17 protein-coding genes and 1 pseudogene are annotated in these 12591 nt (G+C 36.4%); 16 read left to right on the top strand and 2 right to left on the bottom strand.

Features of this window, described 5'->3' with window-relative positions; translation table 11 throughout:
• The first annotated feature begins 67 nt into the window (after window positions 1-67).
• The 14 genes and pseudogenes from AC1TO8_RS20655 (at window position 68) to AC1TO8_RS20590 (ending at window position 11121) form a co-directional block, all read left to right on the top strand.
• Window positions 68-211, top strand: a complete 144-nt coding sequence (locus AC1TO8_RS20655; RefSeq protein WP_482057511.1) for a hypothetical protein — start codon at window positions 68-70, stop codon at window positions 209-211.
• On the top strand, window positions 208-1602 hold the full coding sequence (locus tag AC1TO8_RS20650; RefSeq protein WP_482057510.1) for an ABC transporter permease: 1395 nt from the start codon (window positions 208-210) through the stop codon (window positions 1600-1602). The genes AC1TO8_RS20655 and AC1TO8_RS20650 overlap by 4 nt, the downstream gene beginning before the upstream one ends.
• Before the next feature lie 32 nt (window positions 1603-1634).
• Window positions 1635-3038, top strand: coding sequence for an FtsX-like permease family protein (locus AC1TO8_RS20645; protein ID WP_482057509.1), 1404 nt, complete (start codon window positions 1635-1637; stop codon window positions 3036-3038).
• Window positions 3039-3051: 13 nt separating this feature from the next.
• Window positions 3052-3738, top strand: a complete 687-nt coding sequence (locus AC1TO8_RS20640) for an ABC transporter ATP-binding protein (protein ID WP_482057508.1) — start codon at window positions 3052-3054, stop codon at window positions 3736-3738.
• A 101-nt stretch (window positions 3739-3839) separates the two neighbouring features.
• A complete protein-coding gene (locus AC1TO8_RS20635) occupies window positions 3840-4706 on the top strand; it encodes a serine/threonine protein kinase (RefSeq protein WP_482057507.1) in 867 nt (288 codons plus the stop codon).
• A 113-nt stretch (window positions 4707-4819) separates the two neighbouring features.
• Entirely contained in the window at window positions 4820-5437 is a 618-nt protein-coding gene (locus AC1TO8_RS20630) for a M24 family metallopeptidase (protein WP_482057506.1), read from the top strand.
• Window positions 5438-5459: 22 nt separating this feature from the next.
• Entirely contained in the window at window positions 5460-5729 is a 270-nt protein-coding gene (locus AC1TO8_RS20625) for a hypothetical protein (protein ID WP_482057505.1), read from the top strand.
• Window positions 5730-6013: 284 nt separating this feature from the next.
• Complete coding sequence (locus AC1TO8_RS20620; RefSeq protein ID WP_482057504.1) at window positions 6014-6829, top strand: GNAT family N-acetyltransferase; 816 nt, start codon at window positions 6014-6016, stop codon at window positions 6827-6829.
• A 343-nt stretch (window positions 6830-7172) separates the two neighbouring features.
• Window positions 7173-7658 carry an NUDIX domain-containing protein gene (locus AC1TO8_RS20615; protein WP_482057503.1) on the top strand — a complete coding sequence of 162 codons (486 nt, stop codon included), beginning with the start codon at window positions 7173-7175 and terminating at the stop codon, window positions 7656-7658.
• A 122-nt stretch (window positions 7659-7780) separates the two neighbouring features.
• Window positions 7781-8152 (top strand): annotated as a pseudogene (locus AC1TO8_RS20610) (DUF695 domain-containing protein); the annotation flags it as partial.
• 36 nt (window positions 8153-8188) lie between these two features.
• Window positions 8189-8545, top strand: coding sequence for a ribonuclease E inhibitor RraB (locus tag AC1TO8_RS20605; protein WP_482057541.1), 357 nt, complete (start codon window positions 8189-8191; stop codon window positions 8543-8545).
• A gap of 121 nt (window positions 8546-8666) precedes the next feature.
• Window positions 8667-9323: a hypothetical protein gene (locus AC1TO8_RS20600; RefSeq protein ID WP_482057502.1), complete on the top strand. Its 657-nt coding sequence runs from the start codon at window positions 8667-8669 to the stop codon at window positions 9321-9323.
• 99 nt (window positions 9324-9422) lie between these two features.
• Window positions 9423-10463 (top strand): phosphotransferase enzyme family protein, encoded by a 1041-nt coding sequence (locus AC1TO8_RS20595; RefSeq protein WP_482057501.1) that lies wholly within the window; start codon window positions 9423-9425, stop codon window positions 10461-10463.
• Window positions 10464-10611: 148 nt separating this feature from the next.
• Complete coding sequence (locus AC1TO8_RS20590; protein WP_482057500.1) at window positions 10612-11121, top strand: GNAT family N-acetyltransferase; 510 nt, start codon at window positions 10612-10614, stop codon at window positions 11119-11121.
• Here AC1TO8_RS20590 and AC1TO8_RS20585 read toward each other — a convergent pair.
• Together AC1TO8_RS20585 and AC1TO8_RS20580 are read right to left on the bottom strand one after the other, a co-directional pair.
• Entirely contained in the window at window positions 11104-11301 is a 198-nt protein-coding gene (locus AC1TO8_RS20585; protein ID WP_482057499.1) for an NUDIX domain-containing protein, read from the bottom strand. The two genes, AC1TO8_RS20590 and AC1TO8_RS20585, sit on opposite strands and share 18 nt — an antisense overlap.
• Window positions 11302-11334: 33 nt before the next feature.
• Window positions 11335-11577 carry an NAD-dependent epimerase/dehydratase family protein gene (locus AC1TO8_RS20580; protein WP_482057498.1) on the bottom strand — a complete coding sequence of 81 codons (243 nt, stop codon included), beginning with the start codon at window positions 11575-11577 and terminating at the stop codon, window positions 11335-11337.
• A gap of 110 nt (window positions 11578-11687) precedes the next feature.
• Here AC1TO8_RS20580 and AC1TO8_RS20575 point away from each other — a divergent pair, with 110 nt between their 5' ends.
• Together AC1TO8_RS20575 and AC1TO8_RS20570 are read left to right on the top strand one after the other, a co-directional pair.
• Complete coding sequence (locus AC1TO8_RS20575; protein WP_482057497.1) at window positions 11688-11963, top strand: hypothetical protein; 276 nt, start codon at window positions 11688-11690, stop codon at window positions 11961-11963.
• Window positions 11964-12182: 219 nt separating this feature from the next.
• Window positions 12183-12545: a VOC family protein gene (locus AC1TO8_RS20570; protein WP_482057496.1), complete on the top strand. Its 363-nt coding sequence runs from the start codon at window positions 12183-12185 to the stop codon at window positions 12543-12545.
• Window positions 12546-12591: the final 46 nt, after the last annotated feature.

Genomic DNA, 12591 nt, shown 5'->3' with positions numbered 1-12591 from the left:
TCATAGAGTCCATCTATTAGCGCGAGGAAAGAGGATTCTTCTGCATAGGGCAGACAGGATACTGGTTATGAAGCAAGGAACTGTAATTGAAATCGGAAACCATGATGAATTAATTCATTTAGGCGGGGAATATGCAAAAATGTTTCAAACACAAGCAAAATGGTACATGGATGAGGAAGCCCAGTCTGTAGTACATGGAGGTGTCAAATGAGTTATTTGCGTCGAGCAATTTGGAGTGTCTGGAACAACAAACGGAGAACACTGCTACTGTTGTTGACTCTAACAATTATCGCTACCTTAGTTTTTACTAGCTTATCGCTATACTATGCATCAGTTCAAGCTAAGACTCACGCTCGGAACACATTGGGTAGTGAGGTAAGACTTGAATATGATTATCAGAAATCATTGAAGAACACTCAGCCCAGTGTCAATGGTAATTACACGTGGTCAACGATAGCGATGGCACAATCTTTGAGTGGTTTGGATCATGTTACAGGCTATAATTATCTAAGACCGCTTCCATTTGTGGCAGGGAACTTTAGTGCTGTAGATAATGAAACAATGACAGAAGATGTTGAGATTACGTTTAGTGGACCTGCTTTTGAATTAGCTAATGTTTCTGTTCATGAAGTGTTAGGAACTGAAATGATGAAGGAATTTAACGATGGAACCAATACATTAATAAGTGGTAGGCATATTAAGAGAGAAGATATTGGGAAACGATTGGTCATGATCGAAAGCAAACTAGCAGACAAGAATAATTTGAGCGTTGGGGATATCATTGAAGTAAAGGCTGAAATTACAAATCGTGAAGAGCAATTTGAAATGGTTGGAATTTACAAAACGGAATGGACCATTGGGGATATAACTACCAATTTTATTAGAACGGCAGAAATCCAGCATAACATTATGTATAGTTCCTTTTTCGAGTTAAGTGCAGGTGAGATTACATCAGATGAGCAAAATCTAACCATTGCAAAAGCTATGTACTACATTGATGATCCTGAACATATTGCTGCATTTGTTGAAACGGCACATCAATTAGACACTGTAGATTATGAGACGTATTATCTCAATACGAATGAGAGAGCCCTTCAAACGATGACTTTTGCTATCGATAAGGTAAGTTCTTTTTCAAAGATTATGCTGGTATTGGTGTTTGCTGCTGGGGCGATTATCTTGAGTCTATTGCTATTCCTATTTATACGCTCGCGTAAAACGGAAATGGGAATTTTATTATCATTAGGTGAAAGTCGGGGGAAAATCATAGCTCAGTTGCTTACAGAAACACTTATTGTCCTGTTAATTTCACTGGTTCTATCTCTAATGGGTGGGGATTTAATTAGTGCTAAGACGGGTGATCATTTACTCTCTAAACAAGTGAATAATTTAGAACTCAAGCAGGAGACCTATACTGAGGGAGCTAAAATTATTGTTATTCCAAACGATGGGGCAGAGCCTATTAAGAAGTTGGATGTTCAATTGACTTTACCCGTGTTGTTGGGATTATGTGCAGTAAGTATCATTTTGACTATGATAGCTACTATATTTCCTGCTCTCTTAATTTTACGTCTTCATCCGAAAGAAATATTGACCGATTAAATTTCTGCAATCTTATTTCTGGGGAGGATCTCATGAATTTCGCTAAGAGAGCGTTGTGGAGCATTTATAAGAGGCCTGGAAGGTCTCTCATTACTTTTCTCGTACTCATTACCATCTTTGCTTTTGTGCTTTCTGCATTGGCCATTCAATCCGCCAGTCAGCGAGCAAATAAGTTGACAAGAGAAAAGCTTGGTAGTGAGGTTGTGCTGGAATTTGACTATGACAAAGCACTTCGCAATAATCAGGCGAAGGTGGGAGTAAAAGATATAGCATCTTCAGAAGTAACACCTGTAACTATGGACAAGGCCTATTCTCTAACAAAGCTAGAGCATGTCATCGGCTATAATTATATAAATTATTATCTATTTGCTGCAGAAGATTTCAACGCTATACCTAGTCCAACGCAACAGAACAAGGGGAAGACGACCAAAGCAGGCAACCCTTTTAAGAATGACATTTCTTTTGAAGAAATATGGAATACATCATTGTTAAAAGAGTTTAAAGATGGCGTTCATACTTTGATAGATGGAAGGCATATTAATCCTGATGATAAGGATCAACAAGTTGTATTAATTGAAAGTAACTTGGCCGAACAGAATAGTTTGAAAGTTGGAGACCCAATTAAATTAAGGTCTAGAGAAGGAGAGGTATCAACATACAGTATTGTAGGCATATATCGTACATCAAGGACGCCTGCTGACTTGAATACTTTTGATGTCTCTGCTGTCGATATGCCTTACAACAAAATCTACAGTTCTTTATTTTCTCTGGCTGGAAAGAATGAGGATGATCCCAATGTGCTGGTAGGGCGCGCAGTTTATTATCTAGACGATCCTGCTAACATTTCAAAGTTTGTGAAGTTGGCTCAAGCAGGTAATACTGTTAATTTCGATATATTTAAACTGAATGCTAATGAGGCAGCGTATAAGAAAATGACTGCAGCCATAGATAGTGTTTCCTACTCAGCTCAAATGATGGTTATCCTTATTACCGTTTCTGGAGCACTAATTTTAACTTTAATCATATTGCTCTCTGTCCGTGGTAGAATATCGGAAATCGGCATTCTATTGTCATTAGGAGAGGGTAGAACCAAGATTATAGGCCAATTCATGTTGGAAATGCTATTACTGGCATTGCTTGCCTTCTCTATATCCCCGTTAATCGGTGATATGGTGTCGACAAAACTAGGTAACGAGCTATTAGCCAGTGAGGTGGCTGTTAGTCAGAGAGAGCAGGAAGCTTTTATTCAGGACGCGGTATTTATGGCAACATATGATGAGATAGAGATCGTTGATACATTTGATATAGTGATTACCATGGAGACGTTGAAGGATTTGGGTCTGGTAGGTTTACTAATAGTCATAGTCGCTACTACCCTACCCATCGTGAGCATACTGAGATTAAAGCCAAAAGCAATACTTACCAAGTCAGGTTAAAGGGGTGTTAGTTATGGGTGTTCTGTTAGCCTTTGAACAGATTGAATATTATTATAAGGTTAATCAACAGAAGGTAAATATACTAAATGAGGCGAGCTATAATTTTTGCAGTGGGAAAATGTATGCCATTCTAGGACCGTCAGGTTCAGGTAAAACGACAGCTCTAGCTCTGGCTGGTGGACTGGATGTCCCTAATGGAGGCAGAATTCTCTATGAGGGTCAAGATATTACTCGTATTGGTTTATCTAACTACCGAAAAATGCATCGAGCGGTTGTATTCCAATCATATAATCTAATTCCTTACTTGTCTGCTCTTCAAAATGTGCTGGTAGGTATGGATATTCGTGGTAACTTGGGAAAGGAAAAAAAGAAGAAAGCGCTTGAGATTCTACAAAATGTTGGGCTTACTCAGGTAGAGGCACAACGTAATGTGTTGAAACTTTCGGGCGGGCAGCAGCAGCGTGTGGCGATTGCTAGAGCCTTAGCATGTGATGTCAATCTCATTCTAGCCGATGAGCCTACAGGTAATTTAGATCAAGAGACAGCTAGTAGTATTGTGAATATGTTCCGTGCTCTTGCCCATGAACAAAATAAATGCGTTATCGTAGTGACGCACAGCCAGCAGGTTGCGGATGCGTCAGATGAGGTAGTTACTCTACAGCATGGACAACTAATACGGTACAATTCTAAAGAGTTGTAATCAAGATTAAGAAGGTCACATCGTCAAGATTACTCTTGGTCACCAAGTGGATTTATCGAGAAGTCAAATCAGGCGATAAATCCAAATTTCAGGAGGAGTAAATGAATAGTAACTTTTATACTTATAATATTGATGACGTAACATTTCAATTGAAGGAATACGTAGATATTCGCTGGCTACAAGAACTGGGCTATGTATTTGCAGTATTCGATCAACAGGATTCAGGTAATATTTGTTTTGGAGTGGAGAGAGAAGGGCAGAAGAAATTTGTTAAATATGCTGGCGCTAGACCAGTTGATTATCAAGGTAATCCTACTGACGCTGTATCGAGATTGAGAACCGCAATTCCAATTTATGATGAACTCAAACATCCGAATTTAATAGAAATCTTGGATCATTTTAGTGTTAATGATGGTTATGTTGCGATTTTCAAGTGGTTTAATGGTGAATGTCTTCATTCTCACTGGTCGTATCCACCTCCAATGAAATACACAGATTCCAACTCTCCTTTTTATAAATATAAGCAATTATCAATCAATCAGAGATTACAATCATTAGAAAGAATCTTTAATTTTCACGTGTTTGTAGAGGAGAAGGGATATGTAGCCATTGATTTCTATGATGGAAGTATTCTTTATGATTTCTTAAATAATGAAACTAAAATTTGTGATATCGATTTTTATCAAAAAAGACCATTTCACAATAATATGGGAAGACTGTGGGGATCGTCAAGATTCATGTCACCCGAAGAGTTTGAATTAGGGGCTGAAATTGATGGCAGAACGAATGTTTATAATATGGGTGCCATAGCATTTGGGCTATTAGGTGGAGAACTTGATAGATCTTATGAGATCTGGGAAGCCAGCAAAGAGCTTTATGATGTCGCATGCAATGCTATTAATGATGACAGAGAAAAGAGACACCAATCTGTAAGAGAATTTTATAATGCATGGAATAAGGCATATTGAAGTGACTCGATGAAGGCAGAGGCATCGCATAAAGTGTTCAAGCATCCAAATAAACACTATCCAAATGGACATATTCATGAACTCTTACAAGATCTATTACAAAGGAGATAATAATGATGAATGCACAAGAGGTAGCGATTAAAGCATGTAAAGAGTCTATAAATTATTTGAAGCCAGGAATATCAGAGAAGAGGTTTGCTACTATTTGTGAGGAGATAATGTATTCATTCGGTGCAGAAGAACTGTGGTATCCTATGCTAGTAAATTTCAATACGAATTCTATTTACTGTACCCGAGGAAATCATCTACCTTCTGAGAGTGTTATTCTTCAAGAAACTGATATCGTCCTTGTTGATTACAGTCCGATGGTTAACGGTTTATGGGGTGATTACTCTGAAACAATTGTAATAGGTTCTGATGAAGCGATTTGTAGATTAGTAGAAGATGCAAGAAAGATATTTGAACAGACTTATGAATATTCTGAGAAGTGTAGGACGATAGGGGAATTATTTGATTATTGTAACGAGCTTATAATAACGAATGGATATGAATTACTTGATCCTAATGGTAATATTGGGCATTCAATTGAGAACTATAATAATCACGACAAGAGAATATACATAAGTCCCGATAATCAAAATGAGAGATTATCTGGAAAGAGATGGGCTATTGAACCGCATATAGGGTTTGGTAAGTACGGGGCGAAGTTTGAGAACGTAATAGATCTCTAGCTTTTATTTGGTGGGAATGCGGATGAGGAAGTTCTTATTAATTATTATGAGTTTGTTTTTGAGTATTGGATTCTTAACTGGTTGTAATGAAGAAAGCTTGAATAATGACTCTGAATGGGAACTTAGTTCAATATTTGAATCACATCCGCTTACATTAGCTCCAAATTTAGGAGCAACAACATCGTTACCTTCAGGAATAAAGATAAACACAACAGGACTTTGGAAACTGGAAATCTATTTAGACAATCAACATTATGAAACACTAATTGTCGAGGGTATAGATTCTAATTAAAGAGTAATATTTACGAAGGTGTCTCCAGAAGTCAGAAACATCACCTAACAAAGTGTTCCTACATTATTAGCTCTTTATTTCAGAAGAAATGATATTGAATGGGGCGTTTTAGGCATTACAAGACTATATTATACTTTTCAAGAGAAGAGGAATAACTAAATCCCTCTATCTATCAAGATTTAAACGAAAATTCGATGCAGTAAATTATATGAAATATATCATGAATGAAATCAATAGGTTATTTGCTAAGTAATCAACGTTATAGTCAATTTGGAGGTGTACATATGATAACAGAGTTAAATAAACAAGAATTTTATAAGGTAAGGCATATCACTGATCGTTGCAATAATATTGAGGTAAGAGCGGTAGTTAATGGGATTAACCCTGGTTGGGTCTATGTAGATCATCCAACAGAGATTACAGCAGCTTTAATCTGGACTCGTGGTCAGACAGGGTTTCAAGTTGTTGGAAATTCTAAAAGTAGTCATTTTCTAAATGGATTGGACGCATATATGACAACTTATATTGAACCCAAACTAAAGAAACTAAATATAAATTGGGTTGAAATAAGCGGAGAAAATGAAAGTTGGGCTGAAACGATCCAAACGATATTTAATAAGCGTAATATTTCGAATGATATACAACATGTGTTTAAACTTACAGGGGATATGGAATCAAGTGAGATCAAAGATGAGAATATAACTATTCGAAGACTAGATAGGGAACTATTGAAGTCGAGAAGATTTGGAAACCAATCTTTTTTAGAGGATAAGATTTCTCATTTCTGGGATAGCATAGATGATTTCACACAACATGGTTTTGGGTATATTGCTGAGGATAACAATGACGTCGTGAGTTTGTGCTTTTCTGCATTTGTTGCTGATCAAACCCATGCCATTGATATAGAAACGTTAGAAGGGTATAGAGGAAGAAATTATGGTGCATCAGTAGCTAGGGCATTTGTAGAAGAATGTAAACTCAAAGGAATAAACCCTTACTGGGATTGTTCTCCTGATAACACGGGCTCAATTCGGTTGGCGAAGGGTGTTGGAATGTCCCTTTATTTTAACTATAAAATATTCTGGTATAATCTGATGTAATAGTTTTGTTGTTCGATATTCGATTTCGAATTGCAGGGACGATTCGTACTTGCTAGCATCTTAGAACATACCCTCGTATATGTTCTACTTTTGATCGTCTTTATTATCCTGTTCTTGTTGCGCTACTTATTCATGGATTTCGGATTCCATGACTTGTACAAGATCGACTTCAAGTTTTTGCTGAGGTTGAGGATGAAACCATTGGATGTCTCCCTTGTGCAGTGTCTTCAAACATTGTGACTTACTTTTGTATGTTTTGGAGGATATGGGGATGGGGAGGCGAATAAATTAGAGGTGTTGAGAAAAATAACAGATAAATAACTTAAGAAAGAAGGACTGACTTTTGGCACATGTTAGAATAAGATGTACAGGCTTAATCATACAGAAAGATTGCATTCTTCTCGTTGAATATAATGACAATGGAATTCATTATAACCTTCCTGGTGGAGGATTAGAGCCTGGTGAAACGATTAAAGAGGGCGTTGTCAGAGAAGTATTTGAAGAAACAACAGCTGAAGTAACAGTCGGATCACTTGCTTTAATTTATGAAATGGCTCCATACAAACAATCAGGAGAATATAGTAATCAAGAACCACATGGATTACATCTTATATTTGAATGCAAATTAAAGGTGAATTCAATACCACAATTACCTTTGAAACCCGATCCTCATCAATCCGCAGTAAAGTGGATGCCTATACAAGATTTAGATTCAATTTTGTTGTTTCCTAACATCAAGCAAGAGATCAAATCATTTGTAGAAAATAAGAAAAATATAGAATTAGTAGAAGATCACCAATTAAAAAGACAAGTATTCGAAAGAGAATAAGGGATATTTGTCGAATGATTAATTGTGAGGGTTGAAACTAAAAGATTATTTGACGGTGGACAATGGTAGAATCAGATCAACATGAGTATTAAGGCGGTGTAGAAACGTCAGACAATTGGAATACTTACTTTACTTTGATCGACAATAAACCAGCTTCAATCTTGTTGGATTTAGAACCTTGGAAACATGGTGCAAATGAGATGTTAATCCGTTTGTATCGGCTCAGGGTCACATTAAATGAACCGAATGAAAATGGACTTACCTGCGATAAAGAAGCAACAGTTTTGTATGCTATTGAGGATTCAATCCACGAATCCTTAGATAGTGATTATATGTTTGTCGGAAGGAGCACCACGGATGGTAAGAGAGATTTCTTTTACTATACGGATTCAGTGGATGGAAGCAAATTGGAGTGTCTTGCCGAAAAGTTTCTTGAAAATTTTAAGTACAGCGTTAACCACATTGAAGAACAGAATCCAAGGGACTTCTATCATGAGTTTCTATATCCGAACAAATCCGATTGGCATCGAATGGTTAACAGGCAGTTGGTAGAAAAACTTATTGAGCTTGGAGACAATTCAGAAAAATTGCGAACAGTGAATCACTGGATATATTTCAACTCAGCAGATTCACGTAATCTGTTCAAAGAGAAAGTTCAAAAAGATGGTTTTCATATCGAGGATCAGGTTACTCAAGATAACAAGTACTCGTTGAGAATATCTAGAAGTGACTTTGTTCAACTTCTCACCATCGGTGATGTAACCGATTATTTAGTAAGTGCGGCACAAGAATTTCATGGAGATTATGATGGCTGGGAAACTGAAGTAATAAAAGAACAGGAAGGTTTTACGAACAGGTTGAAAAGATTGTTCAAGTCGAAGAAATAGCCTGAAATAGTAGCGCGCTGACATCCGAAAATATTATATATCTGCATCGTCGTTTGAACGTCAGAAATGTGCGAACTTTATAAGGAATCCCCGCGAAATTATTGAAAAGAGGAAACAATGTATGAAGATACTTATCTCTCAGCCAATCCATGAAGGAAGTCTTGAACAACTCCAAACTGAACTAGCTTTAGATTATGATTTTGATGCTGTGTTATTTCCTGAGGGTTACATCACAGATAAAGATAATGTAGCTAGAGCATGTAAGTTAGCAAAGAAATATAAGAAAATGATCATTACAGGCTATAGAGCTAACAATAAAGATAGAGCATTAATAATTAATCAGTATGGCGAGATTATTTTAGAACGTGCAAAGTCACCTATGAATGTTCGTTTATATACTCCTTCTGCAGTTGAGGTAAACGGTTCTAAGATTGGCTATTTGTTATGTGTAGAATTATTGCAAGGATTGCTTGGATTAGAAGAGTATGGTACAAGTTTAACTTATATTGCACATCCGATAGGTGTTGGAATGTTCAGTGAGGAACAGTTTGATGAGTGGATTTCTGAGGCTAAGAGAATCGCGGTTAAATATAATACGATGATACTAGGTACAAGTCATGCAGATGGTTCATATAGAAACTGTGGTATATCAATACCAATAGCTTACTGTATTGATAGAGTCGGAGAGCCTGTTTTCATTGCTAAGAATGATTTAAGAACAAGGATAATTAACTTAAAAACAAAGGAATATGAATTTATTGCAAGAGCTCTTGTATAGATTATCGAAGCAGGCGGGGAACTTCTTATAAACTATTACATTTCAATATATATGGGTATACGATGAAATCATTAGAAATGATTGAGAAGGTGATCGTTGATGAATAGCTTTTTTCAATATGATACAGAGGAAAACAGACAATCTTTACTGTCGCGAGCAAGGAACGTTGCTCTATCGGCTTTACAACAGTATGACCTTGAATGGAATGCTATCCGATTTATTCAATTATCCGATACCATTACATATAAAATTGAAACCAACACAACAGAAGGATATTTACTTCGTATTCATTCGGAACGGTTGAACAAAGAAGAAATTCAGTCCGAAATTATTTTTCTTAATGAATTGTGGAACTTAGATGGATTAATTGTTCCTAAGGGAATTACAAGTCGTAATGGTTCATACGTATTGGAGGTTGAAACTGAAGAGGGTTATCGGAAACCTTATGTCACAATGATGAGTTGGATCGAGGGGGAGCATTCAAGTGGAGAATTCACCGATAGTCGTGTATTTAGTATGGGTGTTATGATGGGGAGACTTCATGCTACTTCTGCACGTTATGTCCCACCCTCTACTTTTGTTCGACCGCATTGGGGTATTAATAGTTTTAGTAAAGAAATCATGAAACTGGAACGTTATTATTCTCGATTTTTATCGAATAGGGCATGGAGTCTATATCAAACTGCGATAAATAAGATAAAACTCCAACTTGATGGTATGCACCGAGATGATCAGAATTATGGACTTATTCATGCTGATTTACATTCTGGCAACGTTGTTTTCTGTAATGATCAACCATTGCCAATTGATTTCGGAAGATGCGGCTATGGTTACTATTTATATGATATGGCAGGTGCATTGTTAGAGCTTTATCCTAAGCATCGATCGTTTTTTATTCAAGGTTACGAAAGCGTAAAAAGTTTGGATAATGATTACATCCGCGACTTAGAATGTTTTTTTATTATGTGCATGATTGAGAATTATTGCCATCACTCGTCTGATCCTAGAGAAACCTCTAGTTTAATAAATGAACAAAAATATGCTCAGGCTTATATAAAAGAGTATTTAAGTGGTCATTCATTTCTGTTTCAGGTGATCGAACCTGTAGAAATTGATGAAGGAGAGGGTTATTCAGTATAGTGAACTCTGGAATTAAGGAGGAAGTGAATATCTTTGATCACAAGAAAACCGCAAGGTGTTCCCCAATTTCGTTGTTAGACTTACTTAATTGATCTTTTATACTATGAGCAATCGGAGGAAAGTAATGTTGAATGTGAAGTATAGGAAATTGGCAGTAGAAGATTGTGAACTGATAAATGATATGAATCCATCACAATATATTAAAAAGGCGTGGAGAGAAGTCAACAGAAAACGCCAGCTAGTCGAAATTAATTATCAAGATTCTGATTGGGCTAATGGTTACGAACACCATTTTAATAGTTTGAAAGTAACTATTGTAAGTGCAGGTGAAGCGATAGGTGCTTTTGATAGCGATAACAAGTTAATAGGTTTTGCAACAATAAATCGAGAGTTCTTTGGTGAAAAGTATAATTATGTTTTATTAGACCAACTATTTATTACATTAGAACATAGAAATAAAGGAATAGGTAAAAAGTTGTTTTTGATAATCGCAAAAAAAGCGAAAGAGTGGCACGCAGATAAAATATATATTTGTGCAGGTTCTGCTGAAGAGACCATTGCATTTTATTATGCGATTGGTTGTAAAGAGGCGGTAGAAATAAATAAGAAATTATATGAAAACGACCCTAGGGATTTTCAATTAGAGTTTTCGGTATAATCTTCTGGATTGAGGGAGTCGTAATAGATGAAAAAAGATTAGTTCATTAATGGATGCTGAAATGCCTAGTTCTTCTTCCAACTCACGAACTCCATCTTCAATTGTTTCACCGAACTGAAGATGCCCGGCACATGATATATCCAGTAATCCAGGATATGTATCCTTGTCTTTATGACGCAATTGTAAAAGTAAACTCCCTCCTTCCTTGCTGATTTATTGATAACCCAACAATGAAATGTTCTCCCATATGTATAACAACTTCCGGTGAAAATTTAATGAATTCTTGTCTGTAATTACTAAGAAGTTGTCTGTCACCTGTAATAGAGGTTGCTGTATCCTCTCCTCTGGAATGTTATTACCTCTATTAAAAATAGCTACTTCATGGCCCAATTCAATAAGTTCCTTTACAACATATGGCCCTATAAATCCAGTTCCACCGATTATCAAAATCTTCATTGAATTCACCCCCTTTATTGTTAAGATGGTCTCCAACGTGTGGTATCTATAATGTTGGTGAAGAAAATACACAAACAGAGTATGAATGGCTGAATAATATAACCAGAACAATGAATTGGCACGGAAAGATATTGTCAATTCCCAGGGAAGAGCTTCCCAGAGAACTTATTTATGAAACTTTAAATCTTCATCAAGACTGGGCGTTGGAGACATCAAAGATTAGACAAGAATTGGATTACAATGAACCAATTACATTAGTGGATGGACTAGAAAGAACAATCACATGGGAACTTAATAACCCCCCTGAAAAACTACATCCTAAAGATTTCCCAAAGTTTGATTATGAAATCGAAGATGAGTTTTTGAAAACGTATTGTGGACATTAAATAGTTCTAATAAGCAGCCGACATCTGATAACAATCTATTAACACATCGGTCGCTACGCTCGCCTGGTCACCAAGAGGAAGTTTCGCAGAAGCTAATTCAGATGACACATCCAACTAGCAAAGTTTGACGAATCGTTCTCTATTGTCACTTAAGCTGCTTGATTGTTAGATGAAAGAACGAGCCCAATATAATGTATCAATACCAAAGGAGTGTTACTAATGATTAAAGGAATCCATCATGCCCAAATAACAATACCTAAAGGCAAAGAAGATGAAGCTAAGAAGTTTTACTGCGAAGTACTTAAATTAAAAGAGATTGAAAAACCGAATTCTTTGAAGGGAAGAGGTGGGTTCTGGATTCAGGTTGGAGATAAGGAACTTCATATAGGGGCGGAAGAACATATTGATCGAAATAATACCAAAGCACATATCGCATACGAAGTAAGCGACTTATGTGAAATGGAAAAACTATTAAATGATTGTGGGATCGAAAGATTAGAATCTATAGCAATACCGGGTTATGAAAGATTTGAATTTAGAGATCCATTTGGAAATCGAGTGGAATTCATTAAACCAAATTAAGGGGACAAACTTATTAAGAGAATCGTGAACATTGAGGAAGACTTAA

The sequence above is a fragment of the Paenibacillus sp. Y859 genome (genome assembly GCF_056786405.1).
This window is presented reverse-complemented; position numbering and strand designations above follow the sequence as displayed.

Bases quoted from the DNA above. Each gene is read 5' to 3' on its own strand.
- AC1TO8_RS20620 (WP_482057504.1), top strand. From the start codon at position 6,014: ATGATAACAGAGTTAAATAAACAAGAATTTTATAAGGTAAGGCATATC.
- AC1TO8_RS20575 (WP_482057497.1), top strand. From the start codon at position 11,688: ATGAATTGGCACGGAAAGATATTGTCAATTCCCAGGGAAGAGCTTCCC.
- AC1TO8_RS20635 (WP_482057507.1), top strand. From the start codon at position 3,840: ATGAATAGTAACTTTTATACTTATAATATTGATGACGTAACATTTCAA.
- AC1TO8_RS20595 (WP_482057501.1), top strand. From the start codon at position 9,423: ATGAATAGCTTTTTTCAATATGATACAGAGGAAAACAGACAATCTTTA.
- AC1TO8_RS20640 (WP_482057508.1), top strand. From the start codon at position 3,052: ATGGGTGTTCTGTTAGCCTTTGAACAGATTGAATATTATTATAAGGTT.
- AC1TO8_RS20645 (WP_482057509.1), top strand. From the start codon at position 1,635: ATGAATTTCGCTAAGAGAGCGTTGTGGAGCATTTATAAGAGGCCTGGA.
- AC1TO8_RS20625 (WP_482057505.1), top strand. From the start codon at position 5,460: ATGAGGAAGTTCTTATTAATTATTATGAGTTTGTTTTTGAGTATTGGA.
- AC1TO8_RS20600 (WP_482057502.1), top strand. From the start codon at position 8,667: ATGAAGATACTTATCTCTCAGCCAATCCATGAAGGAAGTCTTGAACAA.
- AC1TO8_RS20650 (WP_482057510.1), top strand. From the start codon at position 208: ATGAGTTATTTGCGTCGAGCAATTTGGAGTGTCTGGAACAACAAACGG.
- AC1TO8_RS20605 (WP_482057541.1), top strand. From the start codon at position 8,189: ATGGTTAACAGGCAGTTGGTAGAAAAACTTATTGAGCTTGGAGACAAT.
- AC1TO8_RS20655 (WP_482057511.1), top strand. From the start codon at position 68: ATGAAGCAAGGAACTGTAATTGAAATCGGAAACCATGATGAATTAATT.
- AC1TO8_RS20570 (WP_482057496.1), top strand. From the start codon at position 12,183: ATGATTAAAGGAATCCATCATGCCCAAATAACAATACCTAAAGGCAAA.
- AC1TO8_RS20630 (WP_482057506.1), top strand. From the start codon at position 4,820: ATGATGAATGCACAAGAGGTAGCGATTAAAGCATGTAAAGAGTCTATA.
- AC1TO8_RS20580 (WP_482057498.1), bottom strand. From the start codon at position 11,577: ATGAAGATTTTGATAATCGGTGGAACTGGATTTATAGGGCCATATGTT.